The following is a 22,583-nucleotide window of genomic DNA, read 5'->3' as shown; positions in this document are numbered from 1 at the left end:
CCATCTAATGACCACACAAATCATCAATCAGAATAAAACCCTTGCAGCCGTCCTCCATCTATCGGTCTTTACCAAGTACTTTTTTCCCCTGGGGAACTTTCTATTTCCCATGCTCTTATGGCTGGCGAAAAAACAGTATCCGTTTGTGGATCAACACGGTAGAAATGCGTTGAACTTCCAGATTAGCACTTTTTTATACACTGTTTTTCTTTTGGCGGTAGGCGCTGCCACCTTTTTCTATTTTGGGGTGAGCATGACTATGGACCATCTTTGGATCTTCCATGATCACCATTTCGAAGTAGACAGTTTTTCAGATGCACTTCCTTTTTTCATCATTATCGTGGTGTTGGGATTACTGCTATTAGGCTTATTCGTACTGGAAATTTTTGCTGTGATCATGGCGGCAATGAATGCCAGCGACGGAAAACCATACAAGTATCCACTAAGCATCAATTTCCTGGGTTCGTCATCAATTTCTGTAGATCATACCAAAGAAGAAACAGCATGAAATCAACAGTCATCATAACACTCATCGTATTTGGCATGCTGGGCTTTTCATCACAAGCCCAGCAACCAAATGACAAGATCCAGATCATGCTGGTGGGTTATGCCCACTGGGGGCAACTGGATGACGGAAGTGAACAGGCCAGTATGTTCAGCCCGGCTAAGCAGGAGTCCATTGAACAGCTCACTTCCAGTATCCAAAATTTTGATCCTGAAATGATCATGGTAGAACTTGCACCCGAGCAACAAAAATGGTGTGACAGTCTCTTTAACCTCTATAAGAAGGACAAGCTGAAATTAGAGGATTTCGAGTATGGTTCGGGCGAAACCTACCAGGTGGGCTTCAGATTGGGAAAGGCTTTAAAACTTCAGCATATCTACGGAATTGATTTCGATAATTCCACCTTGCAATCGCTTCTGAAGTCTGGTGTACATTACGAGAAGTTCGAAGAACAGCTGAAATTGCTTCAGCAGAAAGCCAGGCCGATGGGAAAACTGGTTCAGCAGGACAGTCTGTCGCTGTATGATTTTACCAGGGAGATCAATAAGCCGGAAATGCTGGAACTTACACACCGACTCATTTTTAATTTGCCTGCGTATGTCCAAAATGGAGAATGGGACGAAAATGGAATTGGTTACCACCAACTGGATCAAACTGAAAAGCAGTATGCGGGGGCAGAATACATTAGTTTATTTTATAACCGAAACCTGAAGATCTATTCCAACATCCTGAATACCCAGCTGGAAACCGGTGCCAGGAGAATCTACCTGCAAATGGGACAGGCACATATCGGGGTGTTGAAGGACCTACTGGAAAATAATCCAAATTACGAGATCATCGATCCATTAACATACATCAATTAACCATCATCAATAATCATCAATTAATCAATCAAAAAATGAACAGTTCAATTACACCCAAAAACAAACAACATGAAGATTGAAAATACCAAAGCTCAGATGCGCAAGGGTGTTCTGGAATACTGCATTCTCTCGATTTTAAGAGACGAAGACGCCTACGTCGCAGAAATTCTGGACACGCTTAAAGACGCAAAGTTACTGGTGGTTGAGGGCACGATTTACCCTTTGCTAACCAGGCTCAAAAACGCCGGACTTCTCTCCTATCGCTGGGAAGAATCTACCAGTGGGCCGCCTAGAAAATACTATGGGCTTACAGAAACCGGGAAAATATTTCTCAGGGAACTTACTGGAACCTGGGATGAATTACAATCTGCAGTAAACATCGTAACCTCTCAAAAAAAGAAAAATCATGAATAAGACAGTTAATATAAATTTAGCCGGTATTTTCTTTCATATAGATGAAGATGCCTACGCCAGGCTCCAACGTTACCTGGAGACCATTAAACGATCCTTTTCGGAGACGCAGGGTCGGGACGAGATCATCTCAGATATTGAGGCTCGTATTGCTGAATTATTCAATGAAAAAGTTCAGGATACCCGCCAGGTAATTGGTATGAAAGAGGTGGAAGAAGTCATCGCCGTAATGGGGCAACCGGAAGATTACATGGTGGATGAGGAGATCTTTGAGGATGGTCCTAAAGCCAGAACAAGCAGCAATTCCAGTCGCTCTACCGGGAAGCAACTTTTCAGAGATACCGAACATGGTTATGTAGGAGGGGTTTCATCTGGCCTTGGGCATTATTTGGGTATTGAAGCCATCTGGGTGCGAATTCTGTGGGTGCTGCTCACCATTTTCTCCAGCGGGGCTTTCATTTTGATCTATATCGCCTTCTGGATCTTTGTTCCGGAAGCAAAAACCACAGCTGATAAGCTTTCAATGCGCGGAGAGGAGGTAAACGTAAGCAATATCGAAAAAAAGATTCGCGAGGGTTTTCAGGAGGTTTCAGATAGTATAAAAAGTGTAGACTATGAGAAATACGGCAACAAAGCACGTGCCGGCGCCAGCTCTGCAGCTACAAACCTTGGTAACGCTATCAAGTTCTGTCTGAAACTTATCGTAAAATTCATTGGCGTCATGTTGTTGCTAACCGCAGGAAGCGTGATCATAGGCTTATTCATCGCTTTTTTCGTGGTGGGAACCTTCGGAATTGTAGATGCCCCGTGGACCGATTATGTAGACATGATGGTGACCGGTGCGCCGCTATGGGTCATCTCCCTGCTCTCCTTCCTGGCTGTCGGGATTCCGTTTTTCTTCCTGTTCATTCTTGGACTGAAGATACTCGTTCGAAACCTGAAGTCTATTGGTCGAATTGCGCTATTATCACTTCTTGGGCTTTGGCTACTGGCAGTTATTGGTCTTACAGTAATCGGAATTAGCCAGGCTACCAACAGGGCTTTTGATGCAGAAGTGGTACAGACCGAAAAACTCTCGATAACAGTAACAGATACACTTCATTTGAGAATGGACGAGTCTGATTCCTATTATCGCCATTCCTGGAGAGGTGACAACTTCCCCTTCGTGATTAAGAAAGATGAACAAGGGAACCCGCTTCTCTTCAGCAATGATATCAGGCTGATCATTAAATCTACCAAAGATTCGGTGGGGAAACTGGAGATCATTAAAAAAGCCGAAGGTAAAAACTACCAGGATGCCCGTGACCGTGCGGAAGACATCATTTACAATACCAGCTTTGTTGGAAATGAACTCCTGCTGGATAACTTCTTCTCCACTAATGTGAAGAATAAATTCCGTGACCAGGAAGTACAGGTTACCCTATTCCTTCCGGAAGGGAGCATATTGTATGCCGATGAGAATACCGGGAGGTTTCACATGAATTCCAGTTATTATAACGATATCCTGGTTTCAGGCCAGGAAGAACATTACCTGGAGATCAGGGAAAATGAGGCATTCTGCGGGGATTGCCCGGAAGATACCTGGATGGAGGAAGATGAAGGGGATAGCGATGATAACTCCTGGGAAGAACAGGAACAGTCACAGGATACCGATTTTTCAGATGATTTTGACAATACACCCGCAAGAGGGGAAGTAGATTCAACCGCTACACGCCAGCAAAATGCGCCGGCGGTTCAGCAGGACAGTACCATTATAAATCCATAGACCATGAGTTCACTAATCAACCTTTTATTAAGTTTAATCATGGGGATTTTCTTTGGACATGAGTCAGAAAACTCATCAACCGCACAAAACGAGGATTGGAAACCCAGGACCGAAATCCTGCTACACCTCGAAGAACAGCAGCAACTGCTTGAATGTTAATGAAAAAAGCCTCCAATCGGAGGCTTTTCTTATATTTGAGTAAATCTATTTTTATGCTAAAAAAATTACCGCTGCTCCTACTCGTTCTTTTCAGCACTATCCAGGCCCAGGAAAAAGTGCGGGGAAGCCGGAACGTAAAAAGCGAGCAATTCAACCTCACTCCTTTTCACAGTATCCAGGTCTCCGGAGATTTTGAAGTAGGGATCCTGAAGGGCGGCCGGCCTATGATGGAAGTCAAGGCTGACGATAACCTCATTGACCTCATCCAAAGTGAAGTGGTGAACGGCGTGCTCTACATCAAACCTGCAAAAGACTTTAAAAGGGTGAAAAAACAGGAAATTACCATCACGTATTCTGATACGCTCAAGAACATTGCCCTGGCTGATGACGTCGAACTGGAATCCCTTCAGGACTTGTATGTAAACGATTTTCAGTTGGAAACCAAAGATGACTCCAAGGCATTTTTGACCATTACCGCTACTAATTTCAATTTGATCCACGGGGATGACGCGCGAGCCGAGATCAATCTTACCGCACAGGAAGTGTATTTTCAGCTTAATCAGTCTTCCAAAATCGAAGCATTGGTAAATACCCCGCTATTCAAGGTGGATATTTATGAAAAAGCCGATGCCAGGATAGATGGAGATATTCAGGATTTTCAGCTAAGGGCTGACCAATCCTCCAAGTTTGACGGGGAAGACCTTAGTTGTGTTCGGGCGAATGTCCTTTCACAGGGGAATTCCCAAAGCGCCGTAAACGTTAGTGAAACACTGGAACTGGTAGCCAAGGGAGATAGCAAGACCGAGATCTACGGCCAGCCTTCCATTAAACTGAATGAACTGGCAGATGAAGCGGTAATTGCCAAAAAAGAAAAGAACAAAGGCCTTTTCTAATTATTAAACTTTTCTGAAAAACAGATTCTCACTTTCGCTTTTGCTGTAATTTTAATTTTTAAAACTGAAAAAAATGAAAGCAATTTTGAAATACAGCCTGATTTTAGGGCTCATGCTCACACTCCTCAATTCCTGCAGAAATACTTCAGAAACCGATGACGAGCAAACTGAACTGGAACAGATGATGAACGATCCGGAAAATAAAGTGGAAATCAAGGACGGCGGGGATAAGATCAAGATCGAAACCAAAGACGGCGACCAGATCAAGATCAAGAAAGAAGATGGTGACTACAAGAAAAAAGTCGAGACCGCCGAAGGGGAAGAATACAAACTGAAGATAGACGAAGATGGCGAGGTCAAGGAAAAGACCGATAATTAGCATTTTCTCTGTACCAGAAACAAAAAAGTCCCGCCAGAATGCGGGACTTTTTCAATATATATACTTCAACTAATTATACTTCTTCGGTTTTGGTCTGAGCCTCTTCGATCTCTTCTTCACTTTCGATTTCGGCAAGGTAACGTTCCGCATCCAGGGCCGCCATACAACCTGTTCCGGCAGCGGTAACCGCCTGGCGATAAATCTTGTCCTGCACATCTCCGGAAGCAAACACGCCCGGCAAATTGGTTTTGGTGCTCTTGCTATCGGTGATCAGGTAGCCGGTATCGTCCATTTTTAGAACACCTTTAAAAATATCGGTATTCGGTTTATGACCAATAGCTACAAAGAATCCGGTGATTGGAATTTCCTCTTTTTCGCCGGTCTGGTTATTGACCATTCGAAGTCCTTCCACTACCTGGTCCCCCAGGATCTCGTCCACTTCCGTATTGTAACGCAGATCGATATTTTTGGTATTCGTCACACGGTGCTGCATGGCTTTGGAAGCTTTCATGTGGTCCTTACGAACCAGCATGGTCACTTTATTACAAATATTGGCGAGATAGGTAGCTTCCTCGGCAGCGGTATCTCCACCCCCAACGATCGCCACATCCTGACCTTTATAAAAGAATCCGTCACAAACCGCACAGGCCGAAACCCCTCCACCACGCAGGCGTTGCTCACTCGGAAGACCCAAATATTTGGCAGTGGCACCGGTTGAGATGATCACTGTTTCAGCTTCCACCCATTTATTATTATCGATACAGGCGCGGTGGATACCACCCACTTTTTCTGAAAAATCCACTTCTGTAACCATTCCCATGCGAACTTCAGTTCCAAAACGTTCCGCCTGCTTCTGAAGATCCATCATCATCTGGGGACCGTCGATCCCTTCCGGGTATCCAGGGAAATTATCCACTTCCGTGGTAGTGGTTAGCTGGCCTCCCGGCTCCATCCCGGTGTACATTACCGGCTTAAGATCAGCTCTTGATGCGTAGATGGCCGCGGTATAACCTGCAGGACCAGAACCTATAATCAAACATTTTATTCTTTCTACAGTATCGCTCATTTTTGTCTTTTTTGATGTTGCTAAATTAGCCAGATTTTAAAAAAACCCGGGCCTTATGTTATTAAGATCGTTTATTTGTTGATAAACTCTAAAAATCTGTCTGAAATACCCTCGTTTCCTATCAAATTTAAAAGATAAAATTACCTTTGCCAAGCATGGAAATGAGTTTGTTCAACATACTGGATATCCTGGGAACCATCGCTTTTGCTATTTCTGGTGCGCTGGCAGCCATGAACCGCAGGCTGGACCTCTTTGGGATCTTCATCATCGCTTTCGTAACGGCGATTGGTGGTGGCACCCTTCGGGATGTGCTCATTGGCCAGACGCCGGTTACTTGGATGGAAAACCTGCTCTACATTTACATTATCGCTCTTTCCGCCATTTTTGCCATCGTTTTCCGGAATAAGCTCGATTACCTGAAAAAATCGCTGTTCCTTTTCGATACCATTGGCCTCGGGGTTTTTACCATTACCGGAGTTGAGACCGGCATTCAGAATGAACTTGCCCCCATTATCTCCATCGCTCTGGGCGGAATGACCGGTGCTTTTGGCGGGGTGATAAGGGATATTCTCTGTAATGAAATTCCAGTCATCTTCCGCAAGGCTGAAATTTACGCCACTGCCTGTTTCATTGGTGGTTTCTTTTTCGTCCTCATGTACCGTTACGACATTCCCATGGATATCATTTACGTGGTCACTTCGCTTACGGTGATCGGCATCAGGCTACTCGCCGTAAAATATCATATCACCCTGCCTCATTTTTATCCTACACGGAAAAAATCCTGATGAGGAACACTGGCATTTCCGCCGAGCAAAAGTAGCCGAATCCAGCGGCCTGCTCAGTAACAAGAGTTACAATGCCCGTTTATCCTTCGGTACTTTCCTGCTGAATATATTCCTGGATATTCTCAATCACCTTTTCTGAAAGGCGGTTTTTGGTTTGCAGACTCCATCCGGCACTGACCTTGTTGGAAATAACCTGATCGTAACCGGAAAATTTTTCGGGCAAAGAAGCCATGGCATCGCCATCAAAAATGGCAAAATTGCCCTCATTTTGGAGCCAGTTTTCAAAAGCATCCAGCTCAAACGGTCGGCCCAGAGAAGTATTGATCAGGATCTTAGCCTTACCTAATTGTTCAAATTGGGAATAGTTCAGCAATTCGGTGTGCTTTGGAAGATGGATACTGATCACATCACAGGTCTTCAGCAGCTCTTCCAGCTCCAGGAATTTTACACCTTTCTGCTCATAGTCGGCTTTTCGGGTCCTGCTGAAATAATAAATTGAGGGTTGAAATGGCTGGAGATAATCGGCCAGTAACTGCCCGGTAACTCCTAGCCCGATAATGCCAATTTTCAAACTATTCAGTTCAACCGGTTCATTTTTCCATATTTTCCCCTTGTATCCATTCAGCAGTTGTATCAATTCTGATATGATAAATTCCCCCACTCCGGGATCCCCGTAATCGAAAATACCGGTCACCGTAATCCCTTTTGACCTGGCATGATCTACGGCCACGTTAGCCGATTCAACGTCGTACAGACTACAGGCCATCCCAATGTAGCGAAGATTGGGAGCGGCATCAATCACTTCTGCAGAAATTTCGGTATGCCAGGAAACCAGGATAGCCTCGGCATTTTTTGCCCTGTCTATGATGGTTTGCTGGTCTTCAGGATAGTCTGAAAAAACTTCTACCTCATCTGCAAAATCATGAAGCCTCTTCACAGAGGCTTCGTTCATCTTGGTTTCGTCGATACAAACCAGTTTTTTAAATTTCATAGTCGAAATTTTCGCGTTTCCAGGAGTTAGTATGTAGGACTCCTGAAATCACTATTATAACGGGATATTCCCGTGTTTTCTATCGGGTCTTAAAACCGATTTTGTTTCCAGTGCACTGAAAGCTTTGATCAGTTTACGGCGCGTATCTTTCGGCATGATCACCTCATCGATAAAGCCCCGTTGGGCCGCTTCAAACGGAGTAGCGAACTTTTCAGCATATTCGGCCTCTTTTTCAGCCAGCTTCTTTTCCGAATCTTCCGCTTCCTTGATCTCTTTTCTGAAAATGATTTCCGAAGCCCCCTTGGCTCCCATTACGGCAATTTCCGCAGTAGGCCAGGCAAAATTGAAATCGGCACCGATATGCTTGGAATTCATCACATCATACGCGCCCCCATATGCTTTTCGGGTGATCACCGTTACTTTTGGAACCGTAGCTTCGCTCAACGCGTACAGGAGTTTTGCTCCGTGCAAAATGATCCCGTTCCACTCCTGGTCGGTTCCCGGTAAAAATCCAGGTACATCTACCAGCACGAGTAACGGAATATTAAAACAATCGCAAAAACGGGTGAATCTTGCGGCTTTTTTCGAAGAATCTACATCGAGTACTCCGGCAAGGCTCATAGGCTGGTTCGCGATCACTCCAACACTTCGGCCGCCAATTCTTGCAAATCCCACGATAATATTATCAGCATAATTTTTATGGATCTCAAAAAAAGACTCTTCATCGATGATCCCCTGGATCACCTCGTGCATATCATAAGGCTTGTTCGAACTGTCTGGAACGATACCTTCCAGGACTTCGCGATGTTCATCTCCCGGCTCAAACGGTAGCTTTTCAGGAGCCTCTTTGTTGCTCTGTGGCATGTAACTGATAAGCTGCTTGATATTTTCGAGACATACGATATCATTGGCGCAGGTCACGTGTGTCACCCCAGACTTGGTGGAATGCGTGCTAGCGCCTCCCAGTTCTTCGGAAGTCACTTCCTCGTTGGTCACTGTTTTCACGACGTTAGGGCCAGTCACAAACATGTAGGAAGTGTCCTCAACCATCAGGGTAAAATCGGTCATGGCTGGGGAGTAAACCGCACCACCGGCACAAGGCCCCATAATTGCCGAAATTTGAGGGATCACCCCCGAAGCTTTAACATTCCTATGAAAAATATCAGCATAGCCTCCGAGCGAACGAACACCTTCCTGTATCCTTGCTCCGCCGGAATCATTGAGACCAATGATCGGGGCCCCAACTTTTACGGCCATATCCATGATTTTACAAATCTTTTCAGCATGAGTTTCTGAAAGCGAACCTCCAAAAACCGTAAAATCCTGTGCAAAGACATAGACGAGTCGGTCGTTGATCGTCCCGTAACCGGTAACTACACCATCACCGTAGAACTTCTGCTGATCCATTCCGAAATGGGTCGTACGATGGGTCACCAGGATACCGATTTCTTCGAATGAATTTTCGTCAAGGAGATATTCTACCCGCTCCCGGGCCGTTAATTTCTTCTTTTCGTGCTGTTTGGCTATTCTTTTTTCGCCACCACCCTTATGGGCTTCCGCGATCTTTTCTTTCAATTTATCCAGATTCTTACTCATTGGGCAGAATTCAAATTTTTAGTTAGGCCTGATTTTTAGGAATTCGAAGCTGTTCCTTGTCTTCCAAATATTGTTTCAGTGCGATCAGAGCCGCGAGGCGGGCTTCTTTTTCATTATTTTCTTTCAGGGCTTCCGGCGAATAGTATTCCTTTACAAAATGCGTATTAAAATCACCACTTCGGAAGGCATCATGCTGAAAGACAAATTTCCCGAAAGGCAACGTGGTACTCACGCCCTCCACGAGATAATCATCTATGGCTTCCAGCATCATTTCAATAGCTTCTTCCCGGGTCTTTCCGTAAGTGATCAGCTTCGCCAGCATGGGATCATAATAGATTGGTACCTCCATCCCCTCTTCAAAACCATTGTCAAGACGAATACCGTTTCCTGAAGGCGTTTCATATTTCACTAATTTCCCGGTGCTGGGCATAAAATCTTCAAGAGGATCTTCCGCATACACCCGCAGTTCCATCGCATGACCTTTGATGCTCAGGTCGTCCTGGGAAAATGACAATTCTTCTCCCCTAGCGATACGTACCTGTTGTTCCACCAGGTCAATACCGGTAATATATTCGGTCACCGGGTGTTCCACCTGCAAACGCGTGTTCATTTCCAGAAAATAAAAGTTTCGGTTTTCATCAAAAATGAATTCCACCGTTCCCGCGCCCACGTAATCGCAGGATTGAGCAACCTTTACGGCCGCTTCTCCCATTTCTTTCCGAAGTTTTTCATCGAGTACTACAGATGGAGCCTCCTCCACAACCTTTTGATGGCGCCGCTGGATGCTGCATTCCCTTTCGAACAAATGAAGGTAATTGCCGTGAGTATCGCATAAAACCTGAATTTCGATATGCCGTGGTGAGGTCACATATTTTTCAATAAAAACAGAACCATCTCCAAATGCTGATTCTGCTTCGGAAATCGCTCTTTTCATCTGGTCTTCCAGTTCCTTCTCTTCGTTCACCACGCGCATTCCTTTTCCGCCACCTCCGGCAGAAGCTTTTATCAGAATAGGAAACCCGATATCTTGGGCAATTTCCCTGGCCTTTTTGGTATCGGTAATCGCTTTATCAATTCCCGGCACCAGTGGAATATCGTATTTTTTAACGGCATCTTTGGCAGCGAGCTTGCTGCCCATGATCTCGATAGCTTTTGAACCAGGGCCAATCCACGTAATTCCGTTTTCCTCCACTTTACGGGCAAAATCTGCATTTTCACTAAGGAAACCATAACCGGGATGAATGCCATCCACGCTCAGTTCTTTGGAAACTTCAATGATCTTATCGGCCCGAAGGTAAGATTCGCTGGAGGGCGCTTTTCCAATGCATACCGCTTCATCTGCGAACTTCACATGCGGCGCATTCCTATCGGCTTCAGAAAAGACCGCAACGGTCGCGATTCCCATTTTTTTTATGGTTTTCATTACGCGCAGGGCGATCTCTCCCCTGTTAGCCACTAATATTTTTTTCATGCTGAAAATTTCTCGATTTGAATTCTTCTACTCCATTTCGATCAAGAGCTCATTCTTGTCTACGGTGTCTCCTTTCTGAACACTGATTGATTTCACTACTCCGTCTCTAGGAGCTGTTAATGTGTTCTCCATTTTCATCGCTTCCAGCACCAGGAGATACTGGCCTTCGGTAACCTGGTCACCTTCCTGTACATTCACTTCGAGGATGAGGCCGGGCATTGGGGCCTTGATATCGTTTACCTGCTGGGCGCTTCCCAGGGAAAGCCCCATGTCTTCGATCAACTGGTCCAGTTCGTTCTGGATCTTCACCGAATAATTATTGGCATTGATAGTTACTTCATACTGCCGGTTCAGGAAATCAGGTTTTGAGATATTAGCCCTGAAGGAGCGATTCTCCTTCAGAAGGTGGAAATGAGTAGCATCTGTTTGCTGGGCGTCCAGCTCTTCGATCTCCTTTTGTGAGAATTCAAATGAAAAGCTGTCGTTAACTTTTACCTTGTATTTTTTATCCATACACTCGTTTCAGATTAAGCTGAGAACGTAAAGATAAAAATATCTGGCTTCTGAAATGTTGCAGAAATCTCAAAATAATGGTAAATCTGATACGTTTTCAATTCAGAAGTTCGTTCTAAGAATCGAAAATTTTAAAATTCGGCAAGATTTTCAGTAAATAAAAAACCCGGAACTCACGCCCCGGGTCAACCACAGTCAAATTATGAACTCGCTATTGGAAATCTTTAATAGCGTCGCTCAGGTCAAAAACTTTCGCATCTTTAAACTCTTTATCGAGAATACTGCTTCCGGCAGCTGATCTATACCCTCCGGCACAATGCACTACCAGTGGCTTATCTTTTGGTAATTCATCCTTTCGATCTCTCAGTTCGTTCAACGGGATCGCTATAGCGCTTTCAAAGATCTTTCCTTCTTCCACCTCGCTGTTGTTCCTGATATCTACTATCGTATACTCATCCTGGTGATTTTTAAATTCTTCCACATCCAGTTTTTCCATCGTTTTGGAAACCGATTGAGAGAGGGTCACCACGGCCTTGATCTGTTTTTCATATCCAATCTTGGCAGTTCTTTCCAGCAATCCTTCCAGTTGATCTACAGAATCGAGCACCAGGTAAAAAGGTTCTTCCGGTTGTACGATCGCTCCCAGCCAGGTCTCATATTTGTCGCTTTCTGAACGCGCCATGATATTGATGCTATTAGCGAGGTGTCCCGACTTAAAATCATCGGCATCGCGCACATCTACTACCAGCACTCCTTCTTCCACTGAAGTTACATCCAACTGAAGTTTATTCGCCCATTTGGTGCGCTGTACATTCTCAGGGCCGGTTTTATTAATATCCACATTAAACCCGAAATAAGAAGGAATAAATGGCTGATCCTTTAGAATCTCTTCCACGAATTCTTCTTCGGTTTGTTCTTTGAAAGCCCAGTTGCCCATGCGTTCGTTTCCAAGCGTGCTTGAAGATGCATCACTCATATTTTTTCCGCATAACGAACCGGCTCCATGCGCGGGATAGACTACGGCATCATCCGGCAAATCGGTAAACTTGTTCTTAATGGTATGGTACATATCCTTGGCCAGTTCCACGCGTTTTGCTTTCATGTTTCCGGCTTTCTCCCGTAGGTCCGGGCGGCCCACATTCCCAATGAACAAGGTATCGCCGGTGAAAAGCGCGGTATCCTCGCCATCTTTGGCCACTACTGTAATACTATCTGGCGAATGTCCAGGAGTATTCCTGGCGCTGAAACTGGCTTTTCCAATTTTCACCTCATCGCCCTCATCAAAAGACTGGTGAGGATAATCTGCTCCAACGAGCTTGCTCACGTAGATCGTCGCTCCGGTTTCCTCATGTATCTGCATATGGCTACTCACAAAATCGGCATGTGGATGTGTTTCAAACACTGCCACTATTTCGGCATTCTGCTCTTCGGCGTATTGGTAATACTGCATCGGGTTTCTCGAAGGGTCTACCAGGGCCATTTTTCCGTCGCTTACGATCGCATACGAATAATGAGCCAGAGGAGCATCTTTAAATTGTTTTATAGTCATGATATCTGTATTTATGTGTGTTTAACTTTTACTTTTTTTAAACGGAAAAGCCATCTGGCTGGTAAAATTCTGCGGAAACTCCTCATCCCCGCTAAAGCCTAATTCGATCTCTTTTCCACTCTTCGGGAGATAGGCGGTACCGAAAAGATAATCCCAAATGCTCAGGCTCAGGCCGAAATTCATCCCGTAAGGATGCGATTCCGGTAGTTCCTTGGAGTGATGCCAGATGTGCATTTTCGGGTTATTGAAAATGTACCCCAGCGGGCCGTATCCCCAACCGACATTGGCATGGTTCAGATGCCCTACCAGCACCGTGAACATGTGTACAATGAAGAATTCCTGTATCCCGAAACCAATCATCGCCAGCGGGGTATACTGAACCGTTTTATACACAATCGTTTCCATAAAATGAAATCGAAACTGCGCGGCGAAGCCCATTTCCTTTACGCTGTGGTGAATTTTATGAAATTCCCACAACCACGGCCTTCGGTGTAACTGCCTGTGCACATTCCACTGTACAAAATCTGCCACCAGGAACATAATAAGCAGCTGTGACCAGGCTGGCAAACCATCTACTTCAATGGCCACGATGTTCTCCATTCCGAAGAGACCAAGAAAATCATTGAATAATTCCACTCCCACATTGCTCAAGGCATTATAACCTATGAGTGAGAAAAGGAAGAAATTGAAAAAGATATAAAATCCGTCCAGCCAGAATCCTTTTCGGAAAAGCTGCTGCTCCTTCCTCCAGGGATTCACAATTTCCAGCAACCAAACCAATAGCGATAAACCTATGAGCCAGTAGAAATAACTGGTCCAGGTAGGATTAACGATTTCCTGATACAGGTAATGAAAATACCCAGTAAAAGACTCGCTGATGATTTGTACGTACTTTTCCAAATTTTAAAAATCTAAAACAAAAATATAAATAATGGGTAGTTAGGGCAGTAACTTTTGTTACAAGTCTCTACCGGCACTTTCTAAGTGTTTTCTTAAATACCTGACGGAAAATGTTACAGGGAGTTAATCTTTTTGGGCAGCGACGAAATTCCCGGTAATTTTAAGAAAAAAGAACAGCTATGAAAAAGATCAATTTCAACCACCATTTTGGCCTCGGGGGAGTAGCCATGGGAAATGGTTTTAAGGTCCTTACCGATCAGGAATCTGAGCAAACCCTACAAGCAGCATGGAATGCCGGGGTTCGCTATTATGATACTTCGCCATGGTATGGCCTGGGTTTGAGCGAAAGGCGTTTCGGGCATTTTCTGCACAATCAGAACCGGGATGACTACACGCTCACCACAAAAGTAGGCCGCGTATTAAAAGCTTCGGAAAAAATTCCGGATACCATGTGGAACAAGCCTTCACCTTTCGATTATAAGTATGATTATACGGCTGAAGCCGTTCAGCGCTCCCTGGAAGACAGCTACCAGCGACTGGGAATTGAACGCATCGATTATGTTTTTATCCACGATCTCTCGCCAGATCACAATGAGGAATATGAAGAAGGCACTACCTGGGAAGACCATTTTGAAGTGGCTAAAAGAGGAGCCATGCCTTATCTCGAAAGCCTGAAAAAAGAAGGTGTGATCAAAGGCTGGGGATTGGGCGTTAATACGATCGAACCAATATTACGCACCCTAAATACCGAATTTGAACCCGATCTCTTTCTTTCTGCTATTTCCTATAGCTTGATAGATCACCAAGAAGCATTGGATAAGCTTTTCCCGGCTATTGAAGAACATGGCTGCGGTCTCATTGCCGCCGCTCCTTTCAATGCAGGATTACTTTCGGGAAAAGAACGATATAATTACGGTGGTGATATGCCTGATGAAAAGGTGCAAAAACTTAATGCGATCAAAAAGATCGCCAGTAAATATGATGTTGATTTAAGCAAAGCTTCCATTCAGTTTTCGTATTCTCCGGAAGTGGTAAGTTGTGTGCTGGCCGGGGCAAGCGAACCAAAACAGGTTGAAGAGAACATGCAGGCATTTGATTATAAGATTCCCAAAGAATTCTGGCAAGACCTGAAAAATGAGGGCATAATTGATGAAAGAGCCGAAACCCCAGGCTAATGTAACTTTTGTCACATTCGCTTCCGTTTGCAATAAGTACATTGCCGCTGTGAATTGGAAAAACTTCATAGCGGCATTTTTATTAATGGTGTATTGCGGAAGCTACGCCTTGGCGGAACTTCAGCTTCCCGCGATCTTCTCTTCTAGTGTGGTCACGGTCATCAATCCGAATTGTAAAAAATACCAGCTTCAGAAGTCCCACAAAAATCAGCAGCAGATCAACGAATTTTCGCATTTTAAATTCCAGGATCAGCTCTGTCATATTTCTTTTCTCCTACCCCAGGTTCCAGATCTGCGGGTGAACAAGCAGGTGGAAAAACCCATTTTTGAACACCTATTAAAATCATATTCATTTTCTAATTTACCGCAACCTCCACCTCCCCGGGTTTAATTGATAAAATCGAACTTTTTTATCAATTTAAACCTTTATTCAAATGGAAAAATCTATTGCGGTACACCGTGGAAGCGTGCGCATTTTGCGCATTTTCCTAAGCGGAATCTTCCTGGTGGCCGGCTTCAATCATCTAATACACACAAAAAAAACAGTAGCCAAACTGGAACAGGCTAAGTTTAAAGGATTTGCACATTTTTTCGGCGATCCTGAAACTCTGATCATCCTCTCGGGAGTAGTCATGCTTATAGCAGGCCTGGCTTTCATCCTTGGTTTTTACACCCGTTATGCGGCGATCATTCTCGCCTTGGTCTTACTACCAATCACCCTTTCGGTTCAGGTTGGACAAATCGAAACTCTGGGACCATTATTCAAGAATATTGCCATTATGGGCGGACTACTATTTTTTATAATTAATAAAACACCTAACATTTTAAAACTCTCAAAATGAAAAGTATATCAAAAATTATCGCAATCATTGGTTTAATATTGTTCAGCGGTATACAGGCCAACGCACAAAACGCAGAAATACAGGAACACAATTATGTTGTGCTGACTAAAAAAGTACCACAGCTCAAACCCATTCTTCTCACAGCAGAAGATCTTCGGAAAGAAGACGGCGATCATTTTGGCCAGTTCGAAGTGATAGTTTGTGGGAAGACTGTAGAGGAACTTACCGATGCGGAAACCATGGCTCCATTTCTTCAGCAGGCCAAAGAGCTTGGCGTTATCATTAACGCCTGCGGATTTTCCCTGAAGAAATTCGAGGTGGATGCTTCCAAACTTCCGGAAGGGATTAAAGTCGTGAAAAACGGAATATTATATGATTTTCAGCTTCAGAAGAAAGGTTTCATGAGCCTGGGCTTATAAACCGAAAATATTCAGAAGTTCATAGGCTGCCGGCAACCGGCAGCCTATTTTATTTTCAGCTGTAGGTAATGTTTCCGGCCAACACTCAGGAAAAACAAGAGGTAACCCAGACAGCACATGACTGCAGCTGCCAGATAGACATTGTTTACGCCGGTCGTAAAATATACACCAAGATAGATCAGCAGGACCAACATGGATACAGGAAAAAAATAGGATGAGAATACGAACCCCTCTATTTTCACATGTTCCAGTTCATCAGGTTGAAGGTGCAGCATTAGTTTATTACTGCGACACCAATCTATTTTCGCTACCAGTTCCTGCTCTCCCTCTGGGACTTCAAAAGCGATGACCTGGCGATCTTCAATCGTTCCAAGCTTTTTACCATTCAGGAAAATGGCAACTTTCCTGGCTTTATTAGCCCATTCGGTTTCGCGATGCACAACGATTTTTGGCATATCCTTTCTGTAACATTTGTTACAATTTGTCTTTCAAATAACAATTAATTTTGACAAATTTTGTGTTAAACCCCAATTACACAATACTATACAACGAGGCGCCGAGTTCCTTCCCTACAAGTCGGCGCCTTTTTTATTTATAGAAATCTGCAATATCATCCAACTTCTTCCTGTAAATATCAGGCACCAGAGCATCTTCTGCAGGATAACCAACTGGCAACAGTAAAAAAGCTCGTTCATTCTCCGGCCTGCCCAGGATTCTGGCCAGAAAATTCATGGGGCTGGGCGTATGGGTAAGTGTGACCAAACCGGCTTGGTGGATCGCAGTGATAAGCATACCACAGGCTATTCCAACCGATTCATTGACGTAATAATTGGTCTGCTTCTCCTCCTTTTCATTCAATTCATACGATTCTTTGAAAACCACGATCAGCCAGGGAGCAATTTCCAGAAATGCCTTTTCGCTATCAGTTCCCAGCGGTTCCAGGTCCTTCAGCCAGCGATCGCTCATTCGCGATTCGTAATTTCGCTTTTCTTCCTCTTCAGCAGCCCGCCGAATATCACTTTTCAACTGCTGGTTAGAAATCGCACAGAATTTCCACGGTTGCTTATGAGCTCCGGAAGGTGCAGTTCCTGCACTTAAAAGAAGATTTTTAATGATTTCCTCGGAAACTTCCTTGTCTGAAAAATGCCTTACGGAGCGGCGTTTATCCAGAAATTCATAAAACTCCCTGCTGCGGCTGAAACTTTCTTTTTCTGAAAGTATTTGTTGCTCGTATGGGATGTGTTGGTAACCGTTGATAATTTTTGCGCTGGCCATGAATGAATCTTTCCTTCAAAATTAAAGAATTCACCCTAAATTTCTGAAAAATGGGGTCAGGCTTTCAGAAAACTTCCCAGTTTCCGAAGTAACGTCTTTTTGACCCCGGTAAATGGCGGCCGCAGAAAATCGGTAGGTGCAAAGGAATATTGTTTCATGACCGCTTTTTTCTTGGAGAAAGTTTCAAAGCCATCAAAACCGTGGTAATGGCCCATCCCGCTATCTCCATTTCCACCGAAGGGCAGATTATGCTGAGCCAGGTGGTAAATAGTATCATTAATGGTCACGCCACCGGAATTCGTTTCCTGAAGCATTCTTCGAATGCGTTTCTTATTGGAATCGAAATAGTACAAAGCCAATGGCCTGGGATTGGATTCCACATAGGAGATCCACCCGCTAAGAGATTCTATATTCAGCACCGGAAGCAAGGGCCCGAAAATTTCTTCCTGCATGATTCTCATGTCCTCCTGTACGCCAAAAATCAAATAAGGAAAAAACTGCCTGTCTTCCGGCTCAGAATCCCACAATGGCACCAGTTTCGCTCCTTTTTCTTCGGCGTCTTTTAGCAGTGACTGCAAGCGTTCGTAATGCTTATCATTAATGATCCATGTATACTGCCCGGCATCCAGCAATTCCTGAAAATGCTGTTGCATAAAATTCCGAGCCTGTTCTTCAATCTGGGTATTCAGACTTTCCGGACACATTAGATAATCTGGAGCCACACAGGTTTGCCCGGCATTGAAAAGTTTTCCTGTAAGTATTCGTTTTACAGCTCTTTCCACTGAATAAGAAGGATGAATAATGGCCGGTGATTTACCGCCAAGTTCCAGCGTTACCGGCGTTAAATTAGGTGCGGCAGCTTCCATAACCTTTTTTCCGGTTGTGGTAGAACCGGTGAAAAACAGGTGATCAAAACCAAGTGCAGAAAAATTCCTGGCCGTATCGGCATCACCGGTCACGCAGCTTACATAGGCCTCGTCAAAATTCGCATTCAGTAAGCGCTTTAGTAAACCGGCAGAATGTGGCGCAATTTCCGAAGGTTTTAGCAGGATATGGTTTCCAGCAGCCAGCGCATCTATCATTGGGCTCAGGCACAGCATTAACTGGTAATTCCATGCTCCCATGATGCCTACGCAACCTTTTGGTTGATATTGGTAAAAAGCTTTCGCGGGATATAAAAACCAGGAACCACTCACACGCCGACTTTTCATCCAGCTTTTTAAGTTCTTGATCGCATGCCTGATCTCGTCCTGTAAGGGGTAAATTTCCAGCAACAAGGTCTCGTCATGAGATCGCCAGCCAAAATCCCGCGCTACAGCATGTATCAATTCTTCCTGATGCTCCTCAAGGATCGAAGAGAGTTTCCGAAGCGCCTCTATTCGCCGTTCATAACCGGGAACTTCTCGTTTAAAGGCCTGTTTTTGCCTAAATAAAAGTTGTTCCAGTTCGCTGCGATCCATTATTTTTTCTGAAATAATCCCACTGTCAGATTCTGTTTGGCGCCCCAGGGAGTTACATGGTCAATATTGCGAACGCTCAAAGCTTCAAAATGTGGAGCCAGCAACCTGGTCATTTCTTCAGAAGAATACTGCTTAATGGGCAAACCACTACATTTCTCCGGACCGTTTTCTGAAAATGTCGCCAAAAAAACATATCCGCCAGATTTTACAGCCTTCTGAAGGATCTTAAGATAATCCTGCACAGCCTCTTCGGCAGTTAAAAAATGAAACGTAACGCGATCATGCCAGAGATCATATTTTGTGGAAGCTTCGAACTTCGTCACATCGCTCACGATCCAGTCGATTTTTGAAGCATTTGCACCCAGGCGGGTTTTCGCACGATCAATCACATTGGCTGCGATGTCCAGCACACTGAGGTTCTCATAATCTCTTTCGAGCAGGGCTTCAGCCAGAATACTGTCGCCACCGCCAATATCGATGATCGCCGCTTCATGAGGCAATCCAAGGGACTCAATGATATTTAGTGAAAATTCTGGTTCTGACTGGTACCAGCTGGTCTCTTCAAAATTTTTGGATTCATAGATCCCTTCCCAGTAGTTCTTATCTCCTTTCATGTATTTAATTGAATTCTGAACAATCTTCGCTTGGAACATTCACACCGGCTGCCTGCTGGTAAACCAGTTCGGCGCCATGGTGGCCGGCCAGTGTAAGCGTTACCGATCCTGCCAGCATTAGCAAAGCTACGATGTAATAGGCAGATTTTTTCCTAAATGATTCCACGTACCTCAGCAAAAGATCCAGCACCAAGGCCATAGAAAATATCCAGGCAGTAGTAGTGGCCAGGTTTTCATGTTCTTTAAGTACCGTTGGGTCACAAAGTTGCCTGGAAACGATCCCATCTGCCTGGTCACCAGTATAAACCGCGATCCAAACACTGATTACCCCCAGAATAAGCAAAATGCTGCCTCCTTCAGAATAAGTGACCTTTTTAGACCACAAACTCACAATCTTAAAAAGGGTCGCAATCAGCAACAGGACAATCGGAAAATGAACGAACAGAGGGTGGTAAACCTCTGTTCGGAAAAATTCTGGTAATTCGTTCATTTTTATTCCATGATATTAACTGAAATAGGGTCTAATCTTTTACCCTGTTTTTCAACCTCAACTTCGACCTTCTGCCCTTCTTCCAGTTCAGAAAACTCCACACTGCTACCATTGCGGGTGAGCTTCGTACTATCGGTGAAATACAGTTCCAGGGTTTTATCGTCTGCCGTATTAACGTAGATTTCAGATTTTGCCGCTTCCACCTCTTTGATCGTTCCCTGGTATGTTCCAGATTCTACTACATCTGTACTTTCCCCGCAGGCAAAGAACAAAAGAATAGTACTGAATAGCATTCCTTTTAAAATCGCATTTTTCATAATTTCGCTTTTTAAATCCAGCTTTAAATTACAGCAATTCCATGGGACGCCCATATTTTTCAATGGCTTTATCATTTATTTAGCGTTCCGCAGCGATCCACCATTCTTTCTGCTGGTAATCTTCGGAAAAATTATAAACTTCTCCAATCATTGGAGAAACCACATATAGCTCTTTTTCCGAAGCAGCACGATGAAAACGCTGCAAAGGCTCATTCCAGGGATGCATCGCCAGGGCGAATTTGGAATGATGCACCGGAATGGCCATTTTCGCCTGCAGGTCTAAAGCAGCCTGTACGCTTTGTTCCGGAAACATATGGATCTCCGGCCAGTTCTCATTGTACTGCCCGCATTCCATTACGGCCAGGTCGAACGGTCCAAAACGCTTCCCTATATCCTGAAAACTGTTGGAATAGCCACTGTCTCCTCCCAGATACACCTGGAATTCTTCAAACTGCAGGATAAAGGAAGACCATAAAGTTTTAAATCTGCTGAAACTTCTTCCGGAAAAATGCCTGGCGGGTGCGGCGGTAATTTTCAATGCATTCCAAAATTCCGCTGAATCCCACCAGTTCAGCTCAGTAATTATTGTTTCCGAAAAACCCCATTTTTGCAAGTGACTCCCTACCCCGAGACTGGTCACAATCTTGCTCACTTTCGGTTTCAGTTTGGAAACGGTGAGATAATCGAGATGATCGTAATGATCGTGCGTCAGCAGTAACAGGTCAATTTTCGGCATATCTTCCGCCTTATACACATCGGCACCGGGAAAAGCTTTTCCGAAGAAACTAACCGGCGCGGCATTCCCGCTGAAAACGGGGTCTATAAGAATGGTTTTTCCGTGCAGTTTCAACAGGTAAGAAGAATGGCCAAACCACACAAAAGCCTGCTGCGGCAGTTCGTTCAAATTGGTTGAAACGCTGGGCAGGTTCTGCTGTGGGCGAACATTTGCCGGTTTATTCATGAATTTCCAAAGCATTTTCAGAAAACTGGAATTTTCCGGACTTACCTGCGTGGGAAGTACATTCTGAAAGGCTCCATTTTCATAATTATTGCAACTTTCTATTCGCGCCTGTCGCTCTCCGCCGGGATTCGCACCAAATTGTTTTAGCATATTATTTCGTATCTGTTTCGTTATTGGAAAACCGGATCATATTAAAAGATTTCATGAGGTGGAAAAGTCCGGGTAAAATTACCGCTCCACCAATAATCAATGAAATTCCCAGCACATTAATAACACTTTCGGGTGCCGCGCCTTCCAGCATATTGATCTCTCCTTTTGCGGTAATGATCAGGCTGGGGAAATGGGTATGTACCGCGGCAAATAATACCAGCAAAATCTGGATTCCAGCGAGTATTCGGGTTTGTGTGCGATATTGTTTTTTGATTCCTCGCCAAAGCGGAAACAGTAACACCGCGGAAAGAAAAATTGCCAGTAAGGAATAGGTATTCCGAAGGAAATCCTGCACAAAGACCATTTCCTGAAAATAGCCATATAACAAAACCATCCCACCTATGATCACCAGAACCATGGTAGCAATTGCCGATTTCCTACTGTACATTTTACGCACCTCCCCTGAGGTTTCCCCAATTAGCAAGGTGGAAGCCAGAAAAGCGCACAATGCCGCATAAAAAAGCCCTGTAAGGATTGTGAAGATATTCAGCCAGGGATTCATGAAAATCTGTTGAAAACTCACTTCGCCATTTTCAGCAAATACGATCTTTCCGCTCACCAGTGCTCCGAAAGACATTCCGAGGAAAATGGGAGTGATCAAACTGGATATACGGAACATTCGGTTATACCAAACCTGTGACTGTCCCACTACTGCGTCATAATGCCGAAAAATGAAGGCGACTCCGCGCATGGTGATCCCGAGCAAAACCAAGGTTAATGGAATATGCAGGTAAATAATGATGATATTAAAATATTCCGGAAAAGCGATCCATAAGATAACGATCAGGATGATCAGCCAGATGTGGTTGGCTTCCCAGATTGGTCCCATGACCTTGTAGATGGTATCGCGATTCAGCCGTTGATTTTCCCTGGAGGAAAAAAGCTCTACGATACCTGCACCAAAATCGGCTCCTCCCAGAAAAACATAGAGAAAGATCGAAAAAAAGGTAAAAAACAGAACGACGTACAGCATG

27 protein-coding genes are annotated in these 22,583 nt (G+C 44.4%); 12 read left to right on the top strand and 15 right to left on the bottom strand.

The features are described 5' to 3' along the window. Positions 1–7: 7 nt before the first annotated feature. From GRFL_RS14150 to GRFL_RS14125, 7 genes are all read left to right on the top strand, one after another. A complete protein-coding gene (locus tag GRFL_RS14150; RefSeq protein WP_083645243.1) occupies positions 8–508 on the top strand; it encodes a DUF4870 domain-containing protein in 501 nt (166 codons plus the stop codon). Beyond that, positions 505–1,368 (top strand): DUF5694 domain-containing protein, encoded by an 864-nt coding sequence (locus tag GRFL_RS14145; RefSeq protein ID WP_083645242.1) that lies wholly within the window; start codon positions 505–507, stop codon positions 1,366–1,368. The genes GRFL_RS14150 and GRFL_RS14145 overlap by 4 nt, the downstream gene beginning before the upstream one ends. 69 nt (positions 1,369–1,437) lie before the next feature. Then, positions 1,438–1,782, top strand: coding sequence for a PadR family transcriptional regulator (locus GRFL_RS14140; protein WP_083645241.1), 345 nt, complete (start codon positions 1,438–1,440; stop codon positions 1,780–1,782). After that, positions 1,775–3,544, top strand: coding sequence for a PspC domain-containing protein (locus tag GRFL_RS14135; protein WP_083645240.1), 1,770 nt, complete (start codon positions 1,775–1,777; stop codon positions 3,542–3,544). Before GRFL_RS14140 ends, GRFL_RS14135 begins: the two co-directional genes overlap by 8 nt. A 3-nt stretch (positions 3,545–3,547) precedes the next feature. Further along, positions 3,548–3,703: a hypothetical protein gene (locus GRFL_RS18030; RefSeq protein ID WP_157493003.1), complete on the top strand. Its 156-nt coding sequence runs from the start codon at positions 3,548–3,550 to the stop codon at positions 3,701–3,703. Between the two features lie 53 nt (positions 3,704–3,756). Continuing rightward, entirely contained in the window at positions 3,757–4,596 is an 840-nt protein-coding gene (locus GRFL_RS14130; protein ID WP_158091616.1) for a GIN domain-containing protein, read from the top strand. 73 nt (positions 4,597–4,669) lie between these two features. Continuing rightward, positions 4,670–4,975 carry a hypothetical protein gene (locus GRFL_RS14125; protein WP_083645238.1) on the top strand — a complete coding sequence of 102 codons (306 nt, stop codon included), beginning with the start codon at positions 4,670–4,672 and terminating at the stop codon, positions 4,973–4,975. 73 nt (positions 4,976–5,048) lie between these two features. Here the strand turns inward: GRFL_RS14125 and trxB are convergent, their stop codons facing one another. After that, a complete protein-coding gene (gene trxB / locus GRFL_RS14120) occupies positions 5,049–6,041 on the bottom strand; it encodes a thioredoxin-disulfide reductase (protein ID WP_083645237.1) in 993 nt (330 codons plus the stop codon). Between the two features lie 155 nt (positions 6,042–6,196). On the opposite strand from trxB, the gene GRFL_RS14115 reads away from it, so the two are divergent. Beyond that, entirely contained in the window at positions 6,197–6,826 is a 630-nt protein-coding gene (locus GRFL_RS14115) for a trimeric intracellular cation channel family protein (protein WP_083645236.1), read from the top strand. 79 nt (positions 6,827–6,905) lie between these two features. On the opposite strand, the gene GRFL_RS14110 is transcribed toward GRFL_RS14115, so the two are convergent. The 6 genes from GRFL_RS14110 to GRFL_RS14085 form a co-directional block, all read right to left on the bottom strand. Further along, on the bottom strand, positions 6,906–7,817 hold the full coding sequence (locus tag GRFL_RS14110) for an NAD(P)-dependent oxidoreductase (protein ID WP_083645235.1): 912 nt from the start codon (positions 7,815–7,817) through the stop codon (positions 6,906–6,908). A 54-nt stretch (positions 7,818–7,871) separates the two neighbouring features. Continuing rightward, entirely contained in the window at positions 7,872–9,413 is a 1,542-nt protein-coding gene (locus GRFL_RS14105; protein WP_083645234.1) for an acyl-CoA carboxylase subunit beta, read from the bottom strand. A gap of 22 nt (positions 9,414–9,435) precedes the next feature. Further along, complete coding sequence (gene accC, locus GRFL_RS14100) at positions 9,436–10,884, bottom strand: acetyl-CoA carboxylase biotin carboxylase subunit (RefSeq protein ID WP_083645233.1); 1,449 nt, start codon at positions 10,882–10,884, stop codon at positions 9,436–9,438. A 27-nt stretch (positions 10,885–10,911) separates the two neighbouring features. Further along, complete coding sequence (locus tag GRFL_RS14095) at positions 10,912–11,397, bottom strand: acyl-CoA carboxylase biotin carboxyl carrier protein subunit (RefSeq protein ID WP_083645232.1); 486 nt, start codon at positions 11,395–11,397, stop codon at positions 10,912–10,914. A gap of 211 nt (positions 11,398–11,608) precedes the next feature. Further along, entirely contained in the window at positions 11,609–12,946 is a 1,338-nt protein-coding gene (locus tag GRFL_RS14090; RefSeq protein ID WP_083645231.1) for an MBL fold metallo-hydrolase, read from the bottom strand. A 21-nt stretch (positions 12,947–12,967) separates the two neighbouring features. Next, positions 12,968–13,846, bottom strand: coding sequence for a sterol desaturase family protein (locus GRFL_RS14085; protein WP_083645230.1), 879 nt, complete (start codon positions 13,844–13,846; stop codon positions 12,968–12,970). Positions 13,847–14,025: 179 nt separating this feature from the next. On the opposite strand from GRFL_RS14085, the gene GRFL_RS14080 reads away from it, so the two are divergent. From GRFL_RS14080 to GRFL_RS14065, 4 genes are read left to right on the top strand one after another with little or no spacing between them, the layout of a single operon-like run. Next, on the top strand, positions 14,026–15,021 hold the full coding sequence (locus GRFL_RS14080) for an aldo/keto reductase (RefSeq protein ID WP_083645229.1): 996 nt from the start codon (positions 14,026–14,028) through the stop codon (positions 15,019–15,021). Then, positions 14,996–15,412, top strand: coding sequence for a hypothetical protein (locus GRFL_RS14075; protein ID WP_139839221.1), 417 nt, complete (start codon positions 14,996–14,998; stop codon positions 15,410–15,412). Before GRFL_RS14080 ends, GRFL_RS14075 begins: the two co-directional genes overlap by 26 nt. A gap of 43 nt (positions 15,413–15,455) precedes the next feature. Further along, positions 15,456–15,863: a DoxX family protein gene (locus tag GRFL_RS14070; RefSeq protein WP_083645227.1), complete on the top strand. Its 408-nt coding sequence runs from the start codon at positions 15,456–15,458 to the stop codon at positions 15,861–15,863. Beyond that, positions 15,860–16,282: a DsrE family protein gene (locus GRFL_RS14065; RefSeq protein ID WP_083645226.1), complete on the top strand. Its 423-nt coding sequence runs from the start codon at positions 15,860–15,862 to the stop codon at positions 16,280–16,282. Before GRFL_RS14070 ends, GRFL_RS14065 begins: the two co-directional genes overlap by 4 nt. 44 nt (positions 16,283–16,326) lie before the next feature. Here GRFL_RS14065 and GRFL_RS14060 read toward each other — a convergent pair whose 3' ends face one another. From GRFL_RS14060 to GRFL_RS14025, 8 genes are all read right to left on the bottom strand, one after another. Continuing rightward, positions 16,327–16,737, bottom strand: coding sequence for a hypothetical protein (locus tag GRFL_RS14060; RefSeq protein ID WP_083645225.1), 411 nt, complete (start codon positions 16,735–16,737; stop codon positions 16,327–16,329). A gap of 133 nt (positions 16,738–16,870) precedes the next feature. After that, complete coding sequence (locus GRFL_RS14055) at positions 16,871–17,557, bottom strand: nitroreductase family protein (RefSeq protein ID WP_083645224.1); 687 nt, start codon at positions 17,555–17,557, stop codon at positions 16,871–16,873. Positions 17,558–17,613: 56 nt separating this feature from the next. Beyond that, positions 17,614–19,017 (bottom strand): coniferyl aldehyde dehydrogenase, encoded by a 1,404-nt coding sequence (locus GRFL_RS14050; protein WP_083645223.1) that lies wholly within the window; start codon positions 19,015–19,017, stop codon positions 17,614–17,616. Further along, positions 19,017–19,631 (bottom strand): class I SAM-dependent methyltransferase, encoded by a 615-nt coding sequence (locus GRFL_RS14045; protein WP_083646151.1) that lies wholly within the window; start codon positions 19,629–19,631, stop codon positions 19,017–19,019. Before GRFL_RS14045 ends, GRFL_RS14050 begins: the two co-directional genes overlap by 1 nt. 4 nt (positions 19,632–19,635) lie before the next feature. Beyond that, positions 19,636–20,121: a DUF2231 domain-containing protein gene (locus GRFL_RS14040; RefSeq protein WP_083645222.1), complete on the bottom strand. Its 486-nt coding sequence runs from the start codon at positions 20,119–20,121 to the stop codon at positions 19,636–19,638. A 2-nt stretch (positions 20,122–20,123) separates the two neighbouring features. Further along, positions 20,124–20,438 (bottom strand): hypothetical protein, encoded by a 315-nt coding sequence (locus GRFL_RS14035; protein ID WP_083646149.1) that lies wholly within the window; start codon positions 20,436–20,438, stop codon positions 20,124–20,126. A 79-nt stretch (positions 20,439–20,517) separates the two neighbouring features. Beyond that, complete coding sequence (locus GRFL_RS14030) at positions 20,518–21,549, bottom strand: MBL fold metallo-hydrolase (protein ID WP_083645221.1); 1,032 nt, start codon at positions 21,547–21,549, stop codon at positions 20,518–20,520. A gap of 1 nt (position 21,550) precedes the next feature. Then, complete coding sequence (locus tag GRFL_RS14025; RefSeq protein ID WP_083645220.1) at positions 21,551–22,582, bottom strand: cytochrome d ubiquinol oxidase subunit II; 1,032 nt, start codon at positions 22,580–22,582, stop codon at positions 21,551–21,553. Position 22,583: the final 1 nt, after the last annotated feature.

Origin of the sequence: Christiangramia flava JLT2011, from assembly GCF_001951155.1 — a bacterium.
In the GTDB taxonomy this organism is placed as follows: Bacteria; Bacteroidota; Bacteroidia; order Flavobacteriales; family Flavobacteriaceae; genus Christiangramia; species Christiangramia flava.
Note: the sequence above shows the minus strand (reverse complement) of the source record. Positions and strands in the feature narration are given on the sequence as shown.